Here is a 20,331-nt window from a genome sequence, read left to right as displayed (position 1 = left end):
CGCGCCTTACGCCTCGAAAAGGTGTGGTGTGACGTGGAGAGGTCAACGGGTCCGGCACGGCTGCTCTCGCAGCACGCGCGTCAGGCCACCAGGCCGTGCCGGTAGGCGTAGACGACCGCCTGGACGCGGTCGCGCAGGTCGAGCTTGGTGAGGATGCGGGACACGAAGGTCTTGACGGTCTCGGGGCTGATCACGAGGGCAGCGGCGATCTCGCTGTTGGAGAGGCCGTCCGCGATGAGGCGGAGCACCTCCGTCTCCCGGGGGGTCAGCGGGAGGTCGTTCGGGGTGCCACGGGTGGGCCGGATACGGGCGGCGTACTGGCCCACGAGCCGGCGCGTCACGTCGGGGTCCAGCAGCGCCGCGCCCATCGCCACGGTCCGGATCCCGTGCAGCAGCCGGTCGGGCGGCGCGTCCTTGAGCAGGAACCCACTCGCTCCCGCACGCAGCGCCTCGTACACGTACTCGTCGAGGTTGAACGTCGTCACCACGAGCACCTTGACGGGATGCGCCACCCCGGCGCCGGCCAGCAGGCGGGTGGCCTCGATGCCGTCGAGCACCGGCATGCGTACGTCCATCACCACGACGTCCGGGCGTAGTTCGCCGGCCAGATCGACCGCGGCCTGCCCGTCCCCGCACTCGCCCGCCACCTCCAGGTCGGGCTGCGCGTCGATGATCGTCGCCAGCCCGGTACGGATCAGTACCTGGTCGTCGCAGACCAGGACCCGGATAGGCGCGCTCATGACGGGCTCCCCGCGGGTATCCGCGCCCGGACGACAAAGCCGCCGTCCGCCTCGCGGTCCGCGCTGAAGTCGCCGCCCAGGACGTCGACCCGTTCGCGCAGCCCGGCCAGGCCCCGCCCACTGCCGCCGGGCGACGCGGCCCGCGAACCGGACCCGTCCGTGCCGACCTCCACCGTGATCTCTCTTTCGCAATGACGGACCAGGACCACGGTGCGGCTTCCGTGGTCGTACTTGAGTGCGTTCGTCAGGGCTTCCTGCACGACCCTGTACGCGACAAGATCGGCGCTGCCGGTCGATGTCGCCGGCGTGCCCTCCTCGGTGAACTCCACGGGCTGTCCGGCCCGCCGCGTCTGCTCGACCAGGGTGAGCAGTCTGCCGACGGGCGGCGTCCTGGCCTCGCTGCCGGGGCCGGATCCGTGGCCGGTCCCGTGGTCCGGGTTCAGCAGGTCGAGCAGGTGCCGCAGGTCGGTGATGGCCCGCCGGCCGGTGTCGCTGACGGCCGTCAGGGTCTGGTCGAGGCGCTCCGGCGCGGCGGTCAGATACCGTGCCGCCTCCGTCTGTACGACCATCGCCGTCACGTGGTGGGTCACGACATCGTGCAACTCGCGGGCGATGCGGCCGCGTTCGGCCGCGCGGGCGTCGTCGGCGACGCGGGCCCGGCGCTCGGCCTCCGCGGCCCGGACGGAGCGCATCCACACGCCGACACCCCACGCGAGGGCCATGGCCAGGTAGAACGTCACGAACTCGGCCGCCGGATCACCCGGACCGCGCCGGTGGAGCACCACGGCCAGCGGCACGTACGCGGCGGAGCCGACGAGCAGGGTGACGCGCCGGTACCGCTCCAGATAGGACCCGGCACTCAACAGCGCGATGGGCAGCCCGGTGCCGGCGAGCAGGTGGTAGCCGTTGACCTGGTCGACGACGAAGCCGATGGCGATCAGCGCGAGGCAGAGGGCGGGCCACCGCCGGCGCAGGGCGAGCGGAAGGGACTGGAGAGCGACCGCCACGCCGCCCAGCACGTCGTCGAGGGGCTGGGTCGGCAGGCCGCCGACCTCCGTCCCGTTGCCGCGCAGCCCCGGCAGGAGCGACGCGACGAGGAGCAGCACCCCGAAGGGGAGGTCACGGACCGTGACGTCGAGCCGGTGCCACAGCTCTGGAACCCACCGACGATCGATCACCGGGGAAGTGTAGCGGTGGAGTCGACGCGGGCGACACGCCGGGGGCGGGGCTTGATGTTGCCGCGCCGGTGGGCCAGCCACAGGAACACGATCGTCAGCACCACTCCGAAGCCGATCGCGTGGATGCTGCCCTCCGGTCCGAACCCGCCGCCGGTGAACAGCTCCGGCCCCGACGTCGCGGTGTCGAGCAGTCCCTGGCTGGCGCCGTTGCCGGACACCTCGGTGCTGAAGATGCCGGCCGCGGCGAAGTTCCAGCCGAAGTGCACGCCGATCGGGACCCACAGGGTGCGGGTGGCGGCGTACGCGGCGGCGAGCATGAAGCCGGCCTCGATGGCGATGGCGATCGCGCCCCAGAGAGTCGCGTTCTCGTTGGCCAGGTGCATGAGGCCGAACACGACGCCCGTCAGCACGAGCGCGATGTAGGTGCCGATGTGCTCCTCGATGATCCGGAACAGGACACCGCGGAAGACCACTTCCTCCGCCACGGCCGCGCCGGCCATGAAGCCCACCAGCCCCACGGCGCCCTCCGGCGAGCCCAGGCCGTCGATCTCGTAGTGCCCGGCGGCGTAGAGGTTCGCTATGACGGCCCCGAACATGCCGATACCGATCAGCATCCCCCAGCCGGTCTTGACGACGGCACCCTCACGGGCCACGTCCATTGCCGCCCGGTGTTCGGTGCGCCGCACCACCCACGCGTACACGAGGATCGCGAGCGCGGCCGACGCGAGACCGACGACGAGTGAGAGCCAGTCGTTGTCCTTCACCGCGCTGGTCGCACTGCCGGTGGCGGCGAACATCACCATGACGGCGAGGAACTGCCAGACAAACCTCACGGAAAGCTCCTTGATCGGGGCCGTGGCCCAAGTGCCGCGGACTGCAATGGACGCTACGGATCCGGCGGCCGGAGATCGTCACCCCACGGTGGGCACCTCGCCGTAGCTCTCACGGGGGACAAGTCCTACGCGCTCCGGCCGGACTGGCTAGCCTCGTGCCATGACCAGCGACTTCGCCGACGCCCTCGCGTCCGGCCGCCCGCTCGTGCTCGACGGCGGGCTGTCCAACCAACTGGAGTCTGCCGGTCACGACCTGAGCGACGCACTGTGGTCGGCCCGCCTGCTCACCGAGGACCCCGGCGCGATCGCCGACGCGCACCTCGCCTACTACGAGGCGGGCGCGGACGTGGCGATCACCTCCAGCTACCAGGCCACCTTCGAGGGCTTCGCCCGGCGCGGCGTCGGCCGGCGGCGCGCGACCGAACTGCTCACGCTCAGCGTGGAACTGGCCCGGGACGCCGCCCGCCGCGCACGTGCGTCCCGCCCCCTGTGGGTGGCGGCGTCGGCCGGCCCGTACGGCGCGATGCTCGCGGACGGCTCCGAGTACCGGGGCCGCTACGGGCTCGGCGCCGGGGAACTGGAGCGCTTCCACCGGCCACGGCTGGAGGTCCTGGCCGCCGCCCGGCCCGACGTCCTCGCCCTGGAGACGGTCCCCGACACGGAGGAGGCCACGGCGCTGCTGCGGGCGGTGCGCCAACTGGGCGTGCCGGCCTGGCTGTCGTACACCGTCACGGGCGACCGCACCCGCGCCGGCCAGCCGCTGGAGGAGGCCTTCGCCCTGGCGGCCGACGCGGAGGAGGTGATCGCGGTGGGCGTGAACTGCTGCGCCCCCGAGGACGTGGCGGGCGCGGTCGAGACCGCCGCCCGGGTCACCGGCAAGCCCGTCGTCGCCTACCCCAACAGCGGGGAGGCGTGGGACGCTCAGGCGCGGACGTGGCGGGGGCGTTCCTCGTTCACCACCGAGCGGGTACGGGGCTGGCGGGCGGCCGGGGCCCGGCTGGTCGGCGGGTGCTGCCGGGTGGGGCCGGAGGTGATCACGTCGATCGCGTCGGGGCCCGCGTCGGCATGACCGGACGCCCGCGCCCGTCACGCCCTACGTGATCCCCACCTCGCACCACACGATCTTGCCGGGAGCCCGCTCCCCCACCCCCCACTTGTCCGCCAGCTCCGACACGAGCAGCAGCCCGCGCCCGCCCTCGCCGGGCTCCCGTACGTCCGTCTGCGGCACCGCCGGTACGCCGTCCCCGCTGTCGTGCACCTCTACGCGGACGCCGTCGCCGCAGGGCAGGAGCCGCACCAGGAAGCCCCGGCCGGGTGGTACGCCGTGCACCAGGGCGTTGGTCGCCAGTTCGCTGACGCACAGCACCACATCGTCCGCGCGCTCATGCACACCCCACTCGGCGAGTGCCTCCCGTGCGAAGGCCCTGGCGGCGGGAACCGACCGGCGTTCGCGGCGGTAGAGGCGTTCTCGTGGGGACGGGGGTTGAGCTTCTTCGTTCACGTGACGAGAGTCACTCTCCGTGGCCATGATGAGACAGAGCGCACTGCCGTACAGCGGGACCGTACGGGTGCGCGACGGTGAACGTACGTGGGCGGGTGGGGAGTTCGACCTCATGGGCACGACGACACGGAGGAACGCCTCCGCGATGAAGATGGTGGGGGCACTGCTCGCCCTCTACCGCAAGGAAGCCGGACACACGCAGAGGTCGCTGGGCGAGCGGTTCGTCATCGGCGAGGAGCAGATCGCGTCGATCGAACAGGGCAGACGCCCGCTGAAGCCGGATCTCGCGGAGCAGCTCGACGAACTCCTGGGGACGAAAGGGGCCTTGTCGGTCGCGTTGAGCAGGATGCCGGAGGTGGATCTGGTTCCGTTGTGGGCGGAGGAGTTCCTGGACCGGGAGCGGGAGGCCATCGTGATCTCGTCGTACGAGAACCAGGTGCTGCCCGGTCTGCTCCAGACGGAGGGGTACGCCCGTGCGGTGTTCCACAGCCGCGTGCCGTTCTACGACGAAGACCGGATCGCCCAATTGGCGACGGCGCGCATTGAGCGACAGGGGATCCTGCACCGCAAGGAGCCACCGATCACCTGTTTCGTGGTCTGGGAGCCGGTCGTCCGGGCGCCGATCGGCGGACAGGAGGTCTGGGCCGAACAACTCCGCCACCTGCGCGCGTGCGCGGAAGCGCCGGGGCTCATGCTTCAGGTTCTGCCTCAGAGCCGGACGAGTCACGCAGGGCTCAACGGCCCTTTCGTACTGCTGGAAACCCCCGAACACCAGCGGCTCGCCTACACGGAGAATCAGCGCGGCAGCCAACTGATCGCCGACCCGGATGAGGTGGCGATCCTCACGCAGAAATGTGCCATGCTGCGGTCTCAGGCCCTCACGCCCGAGGACACGAGGGATCTACTGGACCGTCTCCTGGGAGAGCAATGAGCAGCACCGCACTTCGGTGGTTCAAATCGAGCTACAGCGGCAGCGAAGGCGGCGCCTGCCTGGAAGTCGCCTACACCTGGCGCAAGTCCAGCTACAGCGGCGACGAAGGCGGCAACTGCGTAGAGGTCGCCACCGAACCCACCACCATCCACATCCGCGACTCCAAGGCCTCCGGCCCCACCGCCCCCCACATCACCGTCGAACCAGCCGCCTGGACCGCGTTCCTCGCGTGGTGACGTCGGCCTTCCACAGGTCGAACTCGGCGTCACGCGGGCCGTACGCCGTACGCGCCGCGCCGTCGCCGAAGATCCGCACGGGATGCGTGGCGTCCCACGCCGTCCAGCCCGGGTCGCCGGTCTCCGCGAACCGCACCCACGCCCCGTGCATCGCGTCGGCCAGTTCCTGCGGGGCACCCTCGCCCGCCAGCCTGCGTGAGTCGGGCGTGTCCCCGGAGTCGAAGACGAAACCCAGCTCCAGGGCGTGGCAGGCGCCGAGGTCGGGGAGCCCGGACGGCCAGGCGAACTCGTAGACGTAGGACGAGCCCGGCCGCGCGTCGGCCAGGCGGTGCAGCGGGATGCGGAGCAGGTGGTCGGTGACGAGCTGGCCGACGGTCTCGGCGGCACCGGCGTCGGGCCGCAGGGCGCGGTAGCCGCGTACGACCTCGTTGCCGCAGTGGACGCGGGCGCGCGCACCGGCCAGGGCGACGGCGCCGAGCCGGTCGACGCGTTCGAGGAGGCCGCCGGGCACCAGCCAGAGCCGGTACTCGTCGCGGGTCCAGCCCATCATCAGGTCGACGCCGGGTGCCGCCCCGCTCTCCACGAGCGCCTCCAGCGGATCGCGCGGGACCACGTCGCCGTCGACGACGACGCCGAAGGCGGGCCCGCCGAGTACGGGACTGCTGAGCCTGCCCACGTCGGCCTGGGCGCGCAGGAGCTGCTCCCGGTCGGCGGCGGCGAAGGCCTCGGCGGTGGCGGGGATCCTCAGGCGCGAGGCGATGCGGCGGACCATCCGCCGTACCCTGTCGCGGTCGGAGGCCTCCGGCGCGCCGCTCTGGAGCACGGCCCGCCGGAACAGTCCCCGGGCCAGCGGGGCGGCGAGGAGGGCGCCGGTGCTGATGGCTCCGGCGGACTGGCCGGCGACGGTGACCCGGTCGGGGTCGCCGCCGAAGGCCGCGACCGAGTCGCGCACCCACTCCAGGGCGGCGAGCTGGTCGCGCAGGCCGGCGTTGGCGGGGGTGTCCGGGAAGAGTCCGTAGCCCTCGATGCCCAGCCGGTAGTTGATCGACACGCAGACCACGCCGTCCCGGGCGAAGGTGCGGCCGTCGTAGACGGGTACGGCGGAGGAGCCCCTGGTCAGGGCGCCGCCGTGCAGCCAGACCAGGACGGGCAGCCGGGCACCCGGGCCCGGCTCGGGGGTCCAGACGTTGAGGTTGAGGCAGTCGTCGCCGGGGATCGCCGGGTCGGAGAGGTACTGGGCGAAGGCGTCGGAGTACGGCGGTTTCGGTGCCGTGGGGCCGAAGGAGCCCGCGTCGCGCACGCCGTCCCAGTGCTCGGGGTGCACGGGCGGACGGAACCGCAGGGAGCCGAAGGGAGGAGCCGCGTACGGGATGCCCCGGAACACGGCGACTCCGTGCTCGTACCTGCCGCGTACCGCCCCGTGCGGCGTCCTGACCACGGGGTTCGTCCTGTCCACCATCACCCGCTCACCAGCCCTTCGCCGCACTGATGCCCTGCCGCACTGCTCATCTCACAGCGTCCCGGCGAACGGATCTATTCCGGACCTCCCGCTCGGCGCCGCTGGGGGACAATGGAAGCCACGCACGCCCGCTACGCGCTGTCGAGGAGGCCGTCGTGACCGCCGACCCTCATCGCCCGAGCCACTCCCCGCCCGTGAGGATCGCCGAGGCCGACGGGCAGCACGCCGTGCTGGCCTTCTCCGGCGACCTGGACGCCCCCGCGCTGCGCGTTCTGGAGGAACTCCTCCTCGACGAGCGTCTGCGGCAGCCCGGCGCCTGGACCCTTGAAATGAGCGACCTGCACCACATCGACCTGGCCTGCGCCTACGCACTCCTGCGCGCGGTCACCAGGGCCCCGGATCCGGCCGCCATCACCGTCCGCGGGGCCCACCCGGCCGTACACCGGACCCTGCGGCACGCCGGCCTGGAAACGGTCGCCACCTTCGCGGACTGACCGGCCGGGCCGGCGCCCAGCCCCCTACCAGCCTACTTGCCTACCGGGAAAGCCAAAGGTAACTTTCCCAGTAGGCAAGTCGAGCGGGCACGAGGACAGGGAACGGGGAGGCGGTGGCCGTGAGCGCACCGGTGGACGCCGAACAGGCATGGCGGGATCTTCAGCGCATCCGGGTTCCGCAGGAGCGGGTGTACGACGAGTTCGAGCGGTCCGGAGCCAACGGCCCCGGCGCGACCTACGTCACGGCCGCGATCATGTGGGTCTTCCTGGCCGGACTGGGCCTGGACCTGCCCCGGTGGGGCGTCTGGCTGGCCCTCGCCGCCTACGTCACGCTGCTGAGCGCACTGGCCGTGAGGTTCAACCGCAGGAGCCGGATGCAACTGCACCACTCCCACGCCGACTGGCGCATGTTCGCCGCCTTCGTCGCGGGGATGGTGGTGACCGGCACGACGATCGTGCTCTCCGGCCGCCTGCTCGAGTCGCTGGATGCCATGTCGGCCAGTCTCATCCAGGCCACCGTCTCGGCGGCCGTGTACATCGCGTGCGCCGGGACGACGACCCGCTGGTCGACCGACGCGTTGCGGGGCCGCGGTGCACGGACGGCCCGCGAGGAGGCGAGCCGGTGAGTACACCCACCGGCTTCGACGAGCTGATCCATCCCGCCACCCGACTGTCGGTGGTCTCGCTGCTCGCCGCCACCGAGTGGGCGGACTTCGCGTTCATCCGCGACAGCCTCTCGCTCAGCGACTCGGCGCTCTCCAAGCAGCTGCACACCTTGGAAGAAGCCGAGTACCTGGAGATCCGCAAGGAGGGCGGCGGCCGCAAGAGGCGCACGAAGGTACGGCTGACGGACCGCGGCCGGACCGCCTTCGAGGGCCATGTGGCGGCGCTCCGGGCCATCGTCGAGCGCGCCGGACCGGTGACGACAGCGACGGCGACGGCGACGGCGTCGGCACCACAGCAGCAGCAACCCTCGAAGGCAGGACGATGACGCAGCACGAGCACACGGCCGCCCGACCGGTGATCCGGATACGCGACCTGACGATGGCCTACGGCGACGTCGACGTCCTCCACGGCGTCGACCTGGACATCCACCGGGGCGAGGTCTTCGCCCTGCTCGGACCCAACGGCGCCGGCAAGACCACCACCGTGGAGATCCTGGAGGGCTTCCGGCAGCGCTCCTCCGGAGAGGTCACCGTCCTCGGCGCGGACCCGGAGCGCGGCGACGACGCCTGGCGCGGCCGCATCGGACTGGTCCTGCAGTCCTGGCGCGACCACCCGCGCTGGCGGGTCGCCGAGCTGCTGGCTCATTTCACGACGTACTACCCGAACCCGCGCGACCCGGACGAGCTGCTGGCCCTCGTCGGCCTCACCGAGCAGGCCGGCCAGCAGGTGAACCGGCTCTCCGGCGGCCAGCGCCGGCGGCTGGACGTGGCGCTCGGCATCGTCGGCCGCCCCGAACTCCTCTTCCTGGACGAGCCGACCACCGGCTTCGACCCCGAGGCACGGCGCGAGTTCCACCTCCTGGTCGAACGGCTGGCCCGCGACGAAGGCGTCACCGTCCTGCTCACCACGCACGACCTGGTGGAGGCCGAGCGGCTCGCCGACCGGATCGCGATGCTGGTCGGCGGCCGGATCCGGGCCTGCGGCACCCCGTCGGAACTGGCCCGGGGAGCCGCCGCGCAGGCCGAGGTCCGCTGGACGGCCGACGACGGCACATCCCGCCGCGAACGCACGGAGGACCCCTCCCAGCTGGTCTGGGAACTCCACCGGGCCGCGGACGGCCCGATCGCCGACCTGGAGGTCCGCCGCCCGACGCTGGAGGACACCTACCTGCACATGGTGCACCGGGAGTCCGACGACACGGACGAGGCCGTGGACAGGAAGGCGCAGGCCGCATGAGGGAAACACTCGAAACACCCCGAGCACCCCAAACGCCCCGAGCACCCCGACCACACGGAACACACATGACGAAGAGGCACTGGCGGGCCGGTTTCCTCCGCGGCGGCATCGAGCTGCGGCAGCTCCTCCGCACCCCCAAGGAGCTGTTCGGCCACCTGAGCAACGTGGTCGTCGCCCTGGTGATCGCCGGCTACATGAGCGACGACGTGCCAGGCACCGACACCCCGATGGCCCATCTGGTGCTCGCGGGCTTCGCCGCCTACCTGCTGTTCCAGATCGGGCTGATCAACCTCCCGCAGATGCTGGTGACCGAGCGGGAGGAGGGCGCCCTGCTGCGGCTGCGCGCGACACCCGGTGGGATACCGGCGTACCTCATGGCCAAGTGCCTGCTGGTGGTCGGCACGGCGGTCGGCACCCTGATCCTGCTTCTTGCGACCTCGGCAATGCTGGTGAACGGCCCGCTGCCGTCCGGGCCGGGCGACTGGCTGACGCTGCTGTGGGTCACCATGCTCGGGCTGCTCGCCGTCGTGCCGCTGGGCGCGGCCATCGGCGCCGTGCTGCCCAACCCGCGCGAGGCACTGGCGTTGATCATGCTCCCCGCGATGGGGCTGCTGTTCACCTCCGGAGCGGTGATCCCGATCACCTCGATGCCCGTGCCGGTCCAGCAGGTGGCCTCCGTCTTCCCGCTCAAGTGGATGGCGCAGGGCCTGCGTTCGGCGCTGCTGCCGGATTCCGCGCAGGCCGCCGAGGTGGCCGGAGCATGGGAACTGCCCATGGTCGCCCTGGTACTGACCGCCTGGACCGTCCTCGGTTTCCTCCTCGCGATCCCCCTCCTGCGCCGCGCCGCCCGTCGCGAGTCCGGCTCCCGCATGACCGCCCGCCACCGCAAGGCGGCCCAGAGCGGGGCGATGCCCGCGTAGGAGACCGCGCCCGCGCCCCTCCCCCCGTAGCGGCGTCACTCCCTGCCGAACCACGCCTCCGCGAGCGCGGACAGCGTGCCTTCGGCAGGCGCGCCCAGTTCCCTCATGTACCAGGGAAGGTTGCTGTACACGTGCAGCAACGTGTACGCGAGCAGGTCGGACGGTTCGAAGGTCCGGCCGTAGGCCTTGGCGAGCCGGGCCAGCAGGTGTGGATCGCCGCGGGTGACGAACAGGCCGACGCCCACGAAGTCGTAGGCGCGGTCACCGATCATGGCCGGTTCGAAGTCGAAGAGCCCGGTCAGGCGCCATCCGTCGGGGTCGACCAGGAAGTGCTGCTGCATGACCTCGGTGTGCAGCAGGGAGGGGGACGGAGTGCGCCGCAGGGCGGCCGCCGCGATGAAGTCCGGTATTTGCTCCAGCCAGGCGGCCGACAGGCCGTGTCCGCGCTGCTGTTCCACGGCACCGTCGGCCTGACGGTCCAGGAAGGCACCCCAGTCTCCCGGTCCGAGGACGTCTTTGAGGGGGGCGGAGTCGAGCGAGTGCAGGACCGCGAGGGCCTCACCGACCTCGGTGACGAGCCGCTCCCGGTCGGCCCGCGCCACGCTCCCCCAGCTGCGGGCCAGGTTCTCACCGCGCAACCGGGACATCAGGACGTACTGCCAGCCGTTCTCGTACGGACCGAAGTCACGCACTTTCGGTGTCGGTACCGGCAGCCGCCCCTCGATGTGGGAGAGGACGCGGCCTTCGGCGATGCCGTCCTGAGCGGCGGCTTTGGGGAACAGCTTGAGAACGTGCTCCTCACCCACCGCGTAGACCGGCTGCGAGCCGTCGGGGAATCGGGTCAGCGGCGCGCCGGCGAGGCCAAGTCGTGCGCAGAGGTCCTCCGCTCCCGGGCGCATCACCGTCTCGTCGGGGACGACGGCGTCCCATTCCTCGTCTGTCTCCACCAAGGGCAGCATGATCGGGACCGTAGATCGCCTGGTCGCCGGGTCGCAACGGGATTTGACGGCTCACGCCCGTGGTGCCCCGGCCGGCCGCGCCGCCCAGGTGATGCCGCCCCGCAGATGAGCGCGGAAGTCGGGGTCGGTGTAGGCGTCGGCGGCGTGGCCGAGGGCCGTGTAGAAGACGCGGCCGGCGCCCTGTTCGCGGCACCAGAGCAGCGGATGGTCGTCGCCCATGCCGCCGCCCTCGTACGACGACTCGTCGGCGCGGGCGAGGACGCGGACCGCGCTCCGTGGGTTGGTGCGGAAGTCGTACCACTCGTCGGTGAACTCCCAGACGGCGGGCAGGTCCCGGGTCGCCGGGTGGTCGTGGTCCTCGACGACCACCCGGCCCGGCTGGTAAGCGGGGTGGCGCTCGAAGCGGGCGCCGAGCAGTTCGCCGTAGTACGGCCAGTCGTCCTCGGTGCAGGCCGCCGCGTGCACGCCGACGAAACCCCCGCCCGCCTCGACGTACGCGGCGAGCCGGGCGCGGCCGGCCGGGGTGAGCACCTCGCCGCTGGTGGAGAGGAAGACGACGGCGGCGTACGGGTCGAGGGGCCGTTCGAAGGCCGCCGGTTCCTCGGTGGCTTCCACCGTGAAGTCGCCGAGGGTGTGCAGCGCCGCGATCCCGGCCGGGATCGAGTCGTGCCGGTAGCCGGTGGTGCGGGTGTAGAGGAGAAGCCGGGGAACCATGAACATCGCCCTTCGCCGTGGAAGTTCAGCCGCCTATGTCCACGCTGTTGTCGGGGGCGCCGTCACCGAACGGGGGCAGGTCGCCGCGTTCCACGGGTGTGGTGACGGGCTTCGGTGAGGGCAGGGTGGCCGCGGCCTCGGCGGCGTCGGGCCGGTGGACGGACACGGCGGCGTCGCGCAGGACCTCGCGCGACACGTCGTCCGCCTCGGCGGACACCTTCACCACATGCCCGTTCTTCGGCAGGGCGTACTCGTGCCGACCGCCGCCCGTGCGGTAGAAGGTCTCGGCGTCGGGCTCGCACGTGGTCGATTCACCGCTGATGTCGCCGACCGGTTGGCTGCGGCAGGTCTCCTCGGTCATCGAGCCCCGCTCGACCATGATGTGGACCACGGCACCCGAGCCGTCCGTGTAGGCGGCGGAGAAACCGTCGTCGCCGAGCACGCCGACGGACTGCTGGGCCAGGGTGAAACCGGGGATCCTGGTGACGTAGACCAACTCGGGCAAGGCACCCATCGCCTTCGCCCGCTTCTCGAGTTCGTCGGGTGCGAGGGGGGCCGCCTCGGGCCCGGCGGAAGCGCCGGCGTCCGCGACGGCAGTGGCGTCGACGGCGACCGGGTCGTCGGCCGGGTACCCCGTACCGCACGCGGTGAGCAACAGCGGGGTCAGCAACAGCGGCAGGACGCGCGCGCGACGATTCATGCGCCCATCCTGCCGCACAGGTGTTCCACAGCGGAGTCGTTCCGTGTCCGATTCCTTCAAGAGCGCGCCCGCACGCCCCGCCTACGGTGGCCCCATGACCGCACGATTCAACGCCATCGGCCTCGTCGTCTCCGACATGGCCGCGTCCGTGACCTTCTACCGCCGGCTCGGTTTCGCGTTCCCCGAGGACACCGGGGACCAGCCGCACGCCGAGGCCGAGTTGCCGGGCGGAATCCGGCTGCTGCTCGACACCGAGGAGTCCGTCCGTTCCTTCCACCCAGGATGGCAGCCGCCGGCCGGCGGCGGGCGGCACTCGCTCGCGCTGCTGTGCGACAGTCCCGCGGAGGTGGACGCGCTCTACGAGGAGCTGACCGGCGCCGGGTGCCACGGCGAACTCAAGCCCTGGGACGCCGTCTGGGGGCAGCGGTACGCCGTCGTGAACGACCCGGACGGCCACGGGGTGGACCTGTTCGCGCCGCTAGCCGCGTCGGCCCAGTAGCTCCCCGGGCGCCACGCCCGCCAACTCCCGCACGTCCCGAGTCAGATGGGCCTGATCCGCGTAACCGGACCGGGCGGCCGTCTCGGCGAGGGGCGTGCCGGCGCGGGCCAGGTCGAGAGCGCGCCGCAACCGCAGTACCCGGGCGAGGGTCTTGGGTCCATAGCCGAACGCGGCCAGTGAACGGCGGTGCAACTGGCGGGCGCTCAAGCCGAGTCCGTCGGCGGTGGCGGCGACCGGGCGGCCCGCGTCCAGGGCGGCCACGATCCGGCGCAGCAGCGGGTCGGGGGGCTCGGTCTCGGCCGCCCGGGACAGCGCCGCCTCCTCCAGGCCGCTCGCCGGGTCGGGGGCCGCGGTCACCCGCGCGGCCAGGCGCCGTACCCGGTCGGCCGGCCAGAGGTCGGTGAGGTCGACCCGCCGGTCGCGCAGCTCGTGGGCGGGGACGCCGAGGAGGGCGGGCGCGGTGCCGGGGTAGAAGCGGACGCCCGTCCAGGGGCCGGGGGCGCCCTCGGTGACGTGGGCGCGGGTGTCGGGGCCGGCGACCAGCAGGCGGCCGTCGTACCAGAGCAGGTCCATGCAGCCGTCGGGCAGGACCCGGCCCGTGCCGGGCGTGGTCGGGGTGTTGGTCCACACCACCGCGCCGGTCAGCCGGGACGCCCGTTCCACGTACACGGGTGCCAGGCTACGCCGACGCCTTGCGGTACTCCTGCGGGCTGACGCCGTACACCCGTTTGAAGGCCGTGGACAGGGCGAACGCGCTGCCGTAGCCGACCTGGCGGGCGATGGCGCCGAGGGTGTCGTCGGTGTCGCGCAGCCGGTCCGCGGCGACGGCGAGGCGCCAGCCGGTGAGGTAGGCCATGGGAGGTTCGCCCACCAGGTCGGTGAAGCGCCGGGCGAGCGCGGCGCGGGAGACCCCGGCCTTCGCGGCGAGCGAGGCCACCGTCCAGGGGTGGGCCGGGTCGTCCTGGAGCAGCCGCAGCGCCCGGCCGACGACCGGGTCGCCCAGGGCCCGGTACCAGGCGGGCGGCTCGGCCCGCGGGCCGGCGAACCAGGCACGCAGCGCGGTGATGACCAGCAGGTCCAGGAGCCGGTCCAGGACGACCTCCTGGCCCGGTTCGTCCCGCGTGACCTCCGTCATCAGCAGGGGTGTCAGCGGGTTGTCCCACCCGTTGGAGGGGAGCGACAGCAGCGGCGGCAGGGCGTCCAGCAGCCGGCCGCCGATCTCGCCGCGCACCAGGTAGGTGCCGATCAGCAGCACCGCGCCGCCGTCGGTCCGCCCGCCCCAGGTGCGCACGCCGAGGTCCATCGAGCCGCCCAGGGGGCGTCCGTCGGGGTAGTGGCACTCGCCGCCCGGCAGGATCACCGCCTGCGGCGGGGTGGCGGGGTCGTCGGCGCAGGTGTACGGGTCGGGACCCCGCGCGATGGCGAGGTCGCCGGCGCTCAGCCTCAGCCGCTCCCCGGCGTCCGGGACGATCCAGGCGTCGCCGCGGACCATGAGCATCACCGTCAGCGGCGCCCGGTCCTCGACCCGCACGGCCCACGGTGGGTCGAAACAGGCACGGATCATGAACGCGCCCCGGGCGCGGGGCCCCTCCAGCAGACCGGCGAGTGCGTCCATGGCGCCACAGCGTAGACGTAGGCGTATGCCGGCGAGTCGTTCGGCGATGGGCACGTAGGGCGCCCGGCGGTTGACTGGAGCCATGACAGACATGGCGGACATGAGGGCGCACGGAGACATGCGGGCACACGGGGACATGACGGTCGTGGTGACGGGGGCGTCCGGTCGTACCGGGCGGCGGGTGGCCGAGGCGGCGCGGGCGGCCGGGCTGACGGTGCGGGCGGCGTCCCGGGCGACCGGCTTCGACTGGCGGTCCCGGTCGACCTGGGCGGACGTCCTGCGCGGCGCCGACGCGGCCTACCTGGTCTGTCCCGACGACGTCGGCGCCCCCGACGCCGCCGGGGCGGTCGGGGCGCTCGCGCGGGAGGCGGCCGGGCTCGGCGTACGGCGGCTGGTGCTGCTGTCGGCGCGAGGCGAGGAGCAGGCGCGGCCCACCGAGGAGGCGCTGGCCGGGGCGGGCGTGGACTGGACGGTCGTACGGGCCGCCTGGTTCGCGCAGAACTTCAGCGAGGGGCCGCTGGTGGAGGAGCTGCGGCAGCGCGGGGAGCTGGTGTTCCCGGCCGGTGACCGGGCGCGGGAGCCGTTCGTGGACCTGCGGGACGTCGCGGACGTGGTGGTGGCCGCGCTGACCTCCGGCGACCGGTACGCCGGGCGGGTGCTGGAGGTCTCGGGGCCTCGGCTGCTGACCTTCGGGGAGGCGGTCGCCGAGATCGCGAGGGAGACGGGCCGCCCGTTGACGTACCGGGCCGTGTCGCCTCGCGAGTACGGGGAGAACCTGGCCGGCTTCGGGGTGCCGGAGGAGGAGGTCGCGTTCCTCGTGGAGCTGTTCGGCGACCTGCTCGACGGCCGCAACGCCTGTCTGTCGGACGGGGTCCGGCAGGTGCTGGGCCGTGCGCCGAGGGACTTCGGGGACTTCGTACGGGAGGGCGCGGCGGCGGGGGCGTGGGCCGCGGGGGCGTCCGACCGGCCCTAGGGAGCCTGGCCGGCCGGTTACGAGGCCTCCGGCTTGTCGTGGTTCACGGGCGGGTGGTTCTTCACGTGGGTGCGCAGGCGGGACGTGACGTCCTCCGGGGGCAGGAAGCGGGACCAGCGTTCCGGGAACTCGGAGGGCATGTCGGGGTCCGCCTCGCCGTTCGCGGCGGAGCGGGCCACGTACTCGGCGACCTGCGCCTGCCGCAGCCGCTCGTTGGCCTCGCGCGCCGCGGCGGTGGCGGCGGCCGGCCAGACCCGGTCGATGGCCGCGTTGACCGCGGCCCCGACGAGCACCGCGAACGCGGACACGCCGATCCACAGCAGTACGGCGACGGGCGCGGCGAGCGAGCCGTAGATGGTGGGGCCCTCGACGGTGTTGGTGAGGTAGATGCGCAGCAGGAAGCTGCCGAGCACCCACATCGCCAGGGCGACCAGCGCGCCGGGCACGTCCTCGATCCACGGGGAGCGCACGGGCACGGAGACGTGGTACAGCGTGGTCAGGAAGGCGACGGACAGGATGATGACGACCGGCCAGTACAGCACCTGGACGACCGTCGTCGACCACGGCACGATCCCGACCACGACATCCGGGCCGGCCACCATCAGCGGCAGCGCGATGGACCCGATCAGCAGCGCCACGAGGAACAGCAGGAACGCCATCAGGCGGGTCTTGACGATCCCCCGGACGCCGTCGAGGCCGTACATGACGGTGATGGTGTCGATGAAGACGTTCACCGCGCGGGAGCCCGACCACAGGGCGAACAGGAAGCCGAGGGAGATGACGTCGGGCCGGCCGCCCTTCATCACGTCGTCCAGGATCGGCTCGGTGATCTGTTCGACGCCCTTCTCGGAGAGCACGGCGCGGGAGGCGTCCAGGATGCTGGTGCGCAGGCTCTCGGTGGTGTCGGCGCCGATCCACAGGTCGACGTAGCCGAGCAGGCCGATGACGCTCAGCAGCAGCGGAGGCACCGACAGCAGCGTGAAGAACGCGGCCTCGGCGGCCAGGCCGAGGATGCGGTACTCCATGCACGAGTTGACCGTGTTTTTGAGCAGCAGCCAGGTGGTCCTGCGTTTGGATACGTTCCGGTACAGAACCCGGGCGCGATGGAGTCGGCCGGAGGGCTGTTCAGGGGATTCACTTGCTGGCTGCACGTCCTAAAGGTATCCGCCGCGGAGGGTCGCACTCATCCGCGGACGTCCTCCGCGCCGTGCGGGCCCCCCGCCGGCGCCCGGCACGGTAGGTTCACGGTCATGGCAGGCAGTACCCACACCGTGACGAATCAGGCCCCGCCGCTGGTCGGCTACGACGTCTTCACCGCCGACCGGGCGCTGACGGCCGCGGTCGAACGGCATCTGGCACCGGAACTCCACGAGGAGGCGCTGGCGGAGTTGTCGGGGCTGGGCCGCGGCTGCGGGTCGGTCCAGACCCAGGAGTGGGGCGCGCAGGCCAACGAGAACCCGCCGGTCCTGCGCACCCACGACCGCTACGGCCACCGCGTCGACGAGGTCGGCTTCCACCCCGCATGGCACCGGCTCCTCGGCAAAGGGGTCTCGGCGGGCCTGACCGCGGCCTGGTCCCGGCCGGGCGGCCATGTGCGGCGCGCCGCCGGCTTCCTCATGTGGACCCAGGTGGAGGCGGGCAACGGCTGTCCGCTGTCGATGACCCACGCGGCGGTGCCGGCCCTGCGCGCCGACCCGGAACTCGCCGCCGAGTGGGAGCCGCGGCTGACCTCCCGGGTGTACGACCGGGAGCTGCGGCCGGCCCACCTGAAGGCCGGTGCGCTCCTCGGGATGGGCATGACGGAGAAGCAGGGCGGCAGCGACGTACGGGCGAACACCACCTCGGCACGCCCGCTGGCCGAGGACGGCACGTACGAGCTGACCGGGCACAAGTGGTTCTGCTCGGCGCCGATGTCGGACGGGTTCCTGGTGCTGGCGCGGGCCCCGGGAGGGCTGACCTGCTTCCTGGTGCCGCGCGTGCTGGCGGACGGGACCCGCAACGTGTTCCTGATCCAGCGACTGAAGGACAAGCTGGGCAACCGGTCCAACGCCTCCGCCGAGGTCGAGTTCGCCGGGACCTGGGCGCGCCGGGTCGGCGAGGAGGGGCGCGGGGTGCGCACCATCATCGGCATGGTGGCGGCGACCCGGCTGGACTGTGTGCTGGGTTCGGCGGGCCTGATGCGGCAGGCCGTGGCGCAGGCGGTGCACCACTGCACGTACCGGGAGGCCTTCGGCGCGAAGCTGGTCGACCAGCCGCTGATGCGCAACGTCCTCGCGGATCTCGCGATCGAGTCGGAGGCGGCCACCACGCTCGCGCTGCGGCTGGCGGCGGCCTACGACGCCGCCCACGACGGCGACGGCGGTGGCGACGAGCGTGAGCGGGCGCTGCTGCGGATCGCGGTGCCGGCGGCCAAGTACTGGGTGACCAAGCGGTGTGCACCCCTCGCGGTGGAGGCCGCCGAGTGTCTGGGCGGCAACGGGTACGTCGAGGAGTCGGGGATGCCCCGGCTGGTGCGGGAGTCGCCGCTGAACTCGATCTGGGAGGGCGCCGGCAACGTGCAGGCGCTGGACGTGCTGCGGGCGCTCGGGCGGGAGCCGCTCGCGATGGACGCCTATCTGACGGAGGTGGGCCTGGCACGCGGCGCCGATCACCGGCTGGACGCGGCGATCAGGGGCCTGCTGACGGAGCTGGCCGATCTGGAGGCCGCCGAGGGGCAGGCGCGGCGGCTGGTGGAGCGGCTGGCGCTGGTGCTCCAGGGCTCGCTGCTGGTCCGGTTCGCGCCGCCGGAGGTCGCCGACGCGTTCTGCGCCGCGCGGCTGGGCGGTGACGGGGGCGCGGCCTTCGGCACGCTGCCGCCCACGCTGGACCTGGCGTCGGTGGTGGAGCGGGCCCGTCCGGTGGCCGTGGCCTGATTCCGCCGGGTGGCGCGGAGGTGGTGCTGCGCCGACACGGCACCACCCCCACCACACAGGCCTGTGCAGGCCGCGTACGCCGCTCGGGGCGGCGTGGTTCAAGTTTGGGCACCGGTATGGCCGTCCACCAGGGTTGCAGGGGGTTGCAACTTGCCGCCGGCCGTGTGCGGACTGTGTCCGCGTGTCACGGGCAAGCGGTCGGTATCGGACGAACACCCGGGTGCCGGGACGTCCGAGCATTCGAACGAATCCGAGTATCGAATATCCGCACAACCGGGCATCCGGCTTCCGGGAGGACGGGACCAGTGGCGCTCTCGCCGATGGACGTGACTCAGTTCGCCGCGGTCGACACGGCGCGTGCGGCGCGGATGCTCAACGAGGTCCGTTCCGCGAAGCTCTCGGGCGGTCGGGCTCCCGTCGCGCCGCGTCCGGTGATCGAGCAGTCCTGGGACCGGATGCTGCGCAGCGGTGTCGATCCCGAGCACGACTTCCGCTCCGGGCTGCTGGCCCCGGAGGAGGTACGACGGCGGCGTGAGGCCTCGGCACTGCGCCATGTCCTGCCCGTGCTGCGAGAGGGTCTGCTGTCGGTCGCGGACGTCGCGCACCACATCATGGTGGTCGCCGACGACGAGGGCAGGGTGCTGTGGCGGGAGGGCAGCGCGCGAGTGCTGCGCAAGGCCGACGGTCTCGGTTTCGAACTCGGGGCGGACTGGCGGGAAGACGTGGTCGGCACCAACGGTATCGGCACACCGGCGGTCACCCGGCGGCCCGTACAGGTCTTCGCCTCCGAGCACTTCGTCCGGTCGCAGGCGACCTGGACCTGCGCCGGAGCGCCCATCACCGACCCGCGCAGCGGCCTTCTGCTCGGCGTGGTCGACGTGAGCGGGCCGCTGGAGACGATGCACCCGGCGACGCTCGCCTGGGTCGACTCGGTGGCCAGACTCGCCGAGGCCCGCCTGCGCGAACTGCACGTGAGGTCGCTGGAGCGGCTGCGGGCGGTGGCCGCTCCGGTGCTGGCCCGACTCGACGGGCGGGCCTTGGTGACGGACCGGGAGGGCTGGACGGCGGCGGTGACCGGGATGCCGTACCTGGACCGGGTGGTGCTGCCCAAGTCCCCGGCGGCGGGGGCGAGGTGGCTGCCCGGATTCGGTGCGTGCACCGTGGAGCCGCTGGGCGACGGCTGGTTGGTACGGGCCGCCGGAGGGCCGGTACCGCAGGACGCCGCCCGGATCGTGCTGAATCTCGGACAGCCGCGCCGCTGGTCGGTCCGGGTGCTGGGCGGGGCGGAGGACTGGGCCCGGGAACTGAGTCCCCGGCACGCCGAGTTGCTGTACCTGCTGGCCGTCCACCGTTCCGGCCGCAGCGCCGCCGAGCTGGCCGACGACGTGTTCGGCGACCCGGCCCGCACGGTGACGGTACGGGCGGAGATGTCGCGGGTACGGAGGTACCTCGGGGCCTATCTGGAACACCGGCCGTATCGTTTCTGCGAAGGCGCGGAGGTGGAGGTGGTCCTCCCCGAGGACCCGCGCGACCTGCTCCCCCACTCGACGGCACCGGTCGTGGCGGAGCACCGGGCGGGGGCGCTGCCGGCTACCTGACAGCGACCGGCCGGACGGCCGCACCGGCGGGCGGCCGCACCGCACCCGCACCCGCACCCGCACCCGCACCCGCACCCGCGACACAACCCGCGCCGCCCGGGCCCTCCCGCGCCCCGCACCGCCGGATGGCCGCCGGATGGCCGCCGGATGGCCGCAAAAACGGTTCG

23 protein-coding genes are annotated in these 20,331 nt (G+C 72.7%); 12 read left to right on the top strand and 11 right to left on the bottom strand.

The window, feature by feature from the left end:
• Positions 1–80 precede the first annotated feature (80 nt).
• The 3 genes from ABEA26_RS04715 to ABEA26_RS04705 are packed head-to-tail and all read right to left on the bottom strand — an operon-like array spanning position 81 to position 2,751.
• Positions 81–740, bottom strand: a complete 660-nt coding sequence (locus ABEA26_RS04715) for a response regulator (protein ID WP_345589486.1) — start codon at positions 738–740, stop codon at positions 81–83.
• Positions 737–1,918: a sensor histidine kinase gene (locus ABEA26_RS04710; RefSeq protein WP_345589484.1), complete on the bottom strand. Its 1,182-nt coding sequence runs from the start codon at positions 1,916–1,918 to the stop codon at positions 737–739. The genes ABEA26_RS04715 and ABEA26_RS04710 overlap by 4 nt, the downstream gene beginning before the upstream one ends.
• Positions 1,915–2,751: a CPBP family intramembrane glutamic endopeptidase gene (locus ABEA26_RS04705; RefSeq protein ID WP_345589483.1), complete on the bottom strand. Its 837-nt coding sequence runs from the start codon at positions 2,749–2,751 to the stop codon at positions 1,915–1,917. The genes ABEA26_RS04710 and ABEA26_RS04705 overlap by 4 nt, the downstream gene beginning before the upstream one ends.
• 160 nt (positions 2,752–2,911) lie before the next feature.
• On the opposite strand from ABEA26_RS04705, the gene mmuM reads away from it, so the two are divergent.
• Positions 2,912–3,820 carry a homocysteine S-methyltransferase gene (mmuM, locus tag ABEA26_RS04700; protein WP_345589482.1) on the top strand — a complete coding sequence of 303 codons (909 nt, stop codon included), beginning with the start codon at positions 2,912–2,914 and terminating at the stop codon, positions 3,818–3,820.
• 24 nt (positions 3,821–3,844) lie between these two features.
• Here mmuM and ABEA26_RS04695 read toward each other — a convergent pair whose 3' ends face one another.
• Entirely contained in the window at positions 3,845–4,252 is a 408-nt protein-coding gene (locus tag ABEA26_RS04695; protein ID WP_425587783.1) for an ATP-binding protein, read from the bottom strand.
• A gap of 112 nt (positions 4,253–4,364) precedes the next feature.
• On the opposite strand from ABEA26_RS04695, the gene ABEA26_RS04690 reads away from it, so the two are divergent.
• Complete coding sequence (locus ABEA26_RS04690; protein ID WP_345589566.1) at positions 4,365–5,183, top strand: helix-turn-helix domain-containing protein; 819 nt, start codon at positions 4,365–4,367, stop codon at positions 5,181–5,183.
• A complete protein-coding gene (locus tag ABEA26_RS04685; protein ID WP_345589479.1) occupies positions 5,180–5,419 on the top strand; it encodes a DUF397 domain-containing protein in 240 nt (79 codons plus the stop codon). The genes ABEA26_RS04690 and ABEA26_RS04685 overlap by 4 nt, the downstream gene beginning before the upstream one ends.
• On the opposite strand, the gene ABEA26_RS04680 is transcribed toward ABEA26_RS04685, so the two are convergent.
• Positions 5,376–6,878, bottom strand: coding sequence for a carboxylesterase/lipase family protein (locus ABEA26_RS04680; protein WP_345589478.1), 1,503 nt, complete (start codon positions 6,876–6,878; stop codon positions 5,376–5,378). The two genes, ABEA26_RS04685 and ABEA26_RS04680, sit on opposite strands and share 44 nt — an antisense overlap.
• Positions 6,879–7,033: 155 nt before the next feature.
• Between ABEA26_RS04680 and ABEA26_RS04675 the strand changes: the two genes are divergently transcribed.
• The 5 genes from ABEA26_RS04675 (at position 7,034) to ABEA26_RS04655 (ending at position 10,194) form a co-directional block, all read left to right on the top strand.
• Positions 7,034–7,372 (top strand): STAS domain-containing protein, encoded by a 339-nt coding sequence (locus tag ABEA26_RS04675; RefSeq protein WP_345589477.1) that lies wholly within the window; start codon positions 7,034–7,036, stop codon positions 7,370–7,372.
• A 119-nt stretch (positions 7,373–7,491) separates the two neighbouring features.
• On the top strand, positions 7,492–7,998 hold the full coding sequence (locus tag ABEA26_RS04670) for a hypothetical protein (RefSeq protein WP_345589476.1): 507 nt from the start codon (positions 7,492–7,494) through the stop codon (positions 7,996–7,998).
• Positions 7,995–8,363, top strand: a complete 369-nt coding sequence (locus ABEA26_RS04665; RefSeq protein WP_345589475.1) for a transcriptional regulator — start codon at positions 7,995–7,997, stop codon at positions 8,361–8,363. The genes ABEA26_RS04670 and ABEA26_RS04665 overlap by 4 nt, the downstream gene beginning before the upstream one ends.
• Positions 8,360–9,274 (top strand): ABC transporter ATP-binding protein, encoded by a 915-nt coding sequence (locus tag ABEA26_RS04660; protein ID WP_345589474.1) that lies wholly within the window; start codon positions 8,360–8,362, stop codon positions 9,272–9,274. The genes ABEA26_RS04665 and ABEA26_RS04660 overlap by 4 nt, the downstream gene beginning before the upstream one ends.
• A 65-nt stretch (positions 9,275–9,339) precedes the next feature.
• The gene (locus ABEA26_RS04655) at positions 9,340–10,194 is read left to right on the top strand and encodes an ABC transporter permease (protein ID WP_345589473.1); all 855 of its coding nucleotides are present in this window, start codon (positions 9,340–9,342) and stop codon (positions 10,192–10,194) included.
• A gap of 35 nt (positions 10,195–10,229) precedes the next feature.
• Here ABEA26_RS04655 and ABEA26_RS04650 read toward each other — a convergent pair whose 3' ends face one another.
• From ABEA26_RS04650 to ABEA26_RS04640, 3 genes are read right to left on the bottom strand one after another with little or no spacing between them, the layout of a single operon-like run.
• A complete protein-coding gene (locus ABEA26_RS04650; RefSeq protein ID WP_345589472.1) occupies positions 10,230–11,153 on the bottom strand; it encodes a phosphotransferase in 924 nt (307 codons plus the stop codon).
• 51 nt (positions 11,154–11,204) lie between these two features.
• Complete coding sequence (locus ABEA26_RS04645; protein WP_345589471.1) at positions 11,205–11,867, bottom strand: ThuA domain-containing protein; 663 nt, start codon at positions 11,865–11,867, stop codon at positions 11,205–11,207.
• A gap of 25 nt (positions 11,868–11,892) precedes the next feature.
• Entirely contained in the window at positions 11,893–12,567 is a 675-nt protein-coding gene (locus ABEA26_RS04640) for a hypothetical protein (RefSeq protein WP_345589470.1), read from the bottom strand.
• A gap of 94 nt (positions 12,568–12,661) precedes the next feature.
• Between ABEA26_RS04640 and ABEA26_RS04635 the strand changes: the two genes are divergently transcribed.
• Positions 12,662–13,066, top strand: a complete 405-nt coding sequence (locus tag ABEA26_RS04635; RefSeq protein ID WP_345589468.1) for a VOC family protein — start codon at positions 12,662–12,664, stop codon at positions 13,064–13,066.
• On the opposite strand, the gene ABEA26_RS04630 is transcribed toward ABEA26_RS04635, so the two are convergent.
• Entirely contained in the window at positions 13,046–13,735 is a 690-nt protein-coding gene (locus tag ABEA26_RS04630) for a helix-turn-helix domain-containing protein (protein WP_345589467.1), read from the bottom strand. The two genes, ABEA26_RS04635 and ABEA26_RS04630, sit on opposite strands and share 21 nt — an antisense overlap.
• 10 nt (positions 13,736–13,745) lie before the next feature.
• Positions 13,746–14,681 (bottom strand): AraC family transcriptional regulator, encoded by a 936-nt coding sequence (locus tag ABEA26_RS04625; RefSeq protein WP_345589466.1) that lies wholly within the window; start codon positions 14,679–14,681, stop codon positions 13,746–13,748.
• An 82-nt stretch (positions 14,682–14,763) separates the two neighbouring features.
• On the opposite strand from ABEA26_RS04625, the gene ABEA26_RS04620 reads away from it, so the two are divergent.
• Positions 14,764–15,654: an NmrA family NAD(P)-binding protein gene (locus ABEA26_RS04620; protein WP_345589465.1), complete on the top strand. Its 891-nt coding sequence runs from the start codon at positions 14,764–14,766 to the stop codon at positions 15,652–15,654.
• Between the two features lie 17 nt (positions 15,655–15,671).
• On the opposite strand, the gene ABEA26_RS04615 is transcribed toward ABEA26_RS04620, so the two are convergent.
• Positions 15,672–16,805 carry a YihY/virulence factor BrkB family protein gene (locus tag ABEA26_RS04615; RefSeq protein ID WP_345589464.1) on the bottom strand — a complete coding sequence of 378 codons (1,134 nt, stop codon included), beginning with the start codon at positions 16,803–16,805 and terminating at the stop codon, positions 15,672–15,674.
• A gap of 99 nt (positions 16,806–16,904) precedes the next feature.
• On the opposite strand from ABEA26_RS04615, the gene ABEA26_RS04610 reads away from it, so the two are divergent.
• Both ABEA26_RS04610 and ABEA26_RS04605 read left to right on the top strand, forming a co-directional pair.
• Positions 16,905–18,566, top strand: coding sequence for an acyl-CoA dehydrogenase family protein (locus tag ABEA26_RS04610; RefSeq protein ID WP_345589462.1), 1,662 nt, complete (start codon positions 16,905–16,907; stop codon positions 18,564–18,566).
• A gap of 305 nt (positions 18,567–18,871) precedes the next feature.
• A complete protein-coding gene (locus tag ABEA26_RS04605; protein ID WP_345589460.1) occupies positions 18,872–20,164 on the top strand; it encodes a GAF domain-containing protein in 1,293 nt (430 codons plus the stop codon).
• Positions 20,165–20,331 lie beyond the last annotated feature (167 nt).

The organism is Streptomyces marokkonensis (assembly GCF_039539045.1).
In the GTDB taxonomy this organism is placed as follows: Bacteria; Actinomycetota; Actinomycetes; order Streptomycetales; family Streptomycetaceae; genus Streptomyces; species Streptomyces marokkonensis.
Note: the sequence above shows the minus strand (reverse complement) of the source record. Positions and strands in the feature narration are given on the sequence as shown.

Coding starts and splice junctions, on each gene's coding strand:
- ABEA26_RS04715 (WP_345589486.1), bottom strand. CDS start 740: ATGAGCGCGCCTATCCGGGTCCTGGTCTGCGACGACCAGGTACTGATC.
- mmuM (WP_345589482.1), top strand. CDS start 2,912: ATGACCAGCGACTTCGCCGACGCCCTCGCGTCCGGCCGCCCGCTCGTG.
- ABEA26_RS04690 (WP_345589566.1), top strand. CDS start 4,365: ATGGGCACGACGACACGGAGGAACGCCTCCGCGATGAAGATGGTGGGG.
- ABEA26_RS04685 (WP_345589479.1), top strand. CDS start 5,180: ATGAGCAGCACCGCACTTCGGTGGTTCAAATCGAGCTACAGCGGCAGC.
- ABEA26_RS04680 (WP_345589478.1), bottom strand. CDS start 6,878: ATGGTGGACAGGACGAACCCCGTGGTCAGGACGCCGCACGGGGCGGTA.
- ABEA26_RS04660 (WP_345589474.1), top strand. CDS start 8,360: ATGACGCAGCACGAGCACACGGCCGCCCGACCGGTGATCCGGATACGC.
- ABEA26_RS04655 (WP_345589473.1), top strand. CDS start 9,340: ATGACGAAGAGGCACTGGCGGGCCGGTTTCCTCCGCGGCGGCATCGAG.
- ABEA26_RS04650 (WP_345589472.1), bottom strand. CDS start 11,153: ATGCTGCCCTTGGTGGAGACAGACGAGGAATGGGACGCCGTCGTCCCC.
- ABEA26_RS04645 (WP_345589471.1), bottom strand. CDS start 11,867: ATGGTTCCCCGGCTTCTCCTCTACACCCGCACCACCGGCTACCGGCAC.
- ABEA26_RS04640 (WP_345589470.1), bottom strand. CDS start 12,567: ATGAATCGTCGCGCGCGCGTCCTGCCGCTGTTGCTGACCCCGCTGTTG.
- ABEA26_RS04635 (WP_345589468.1), top strand. CDS start 12,662: ATGACCGCACGATTCAACGCCATCGGCCTCGTCGTCTCCGACATGGCC.
- ABEA26_RS04625 (WP_345589466.1), bottom strand. CDS start 14,681: ATGGACGCACTCGCCGGTCTGCTGGAGGGGCCCCGCGCCCGGGGCGCG.
- ABEA26_RS04620 (WP_345589465.1), top strand. CDS start 14,764: ATGACAGACATGGCGGACATGAGGGCGCACGGAGACATGCGGGCACAC.
- ABEA26_RS04610 (WP_345589462.1), top strand. CDS start 16,905: ATGGCAGGCAGTACCCACACCGTGACGAATCAGGCCCCGCCGCTGGTC.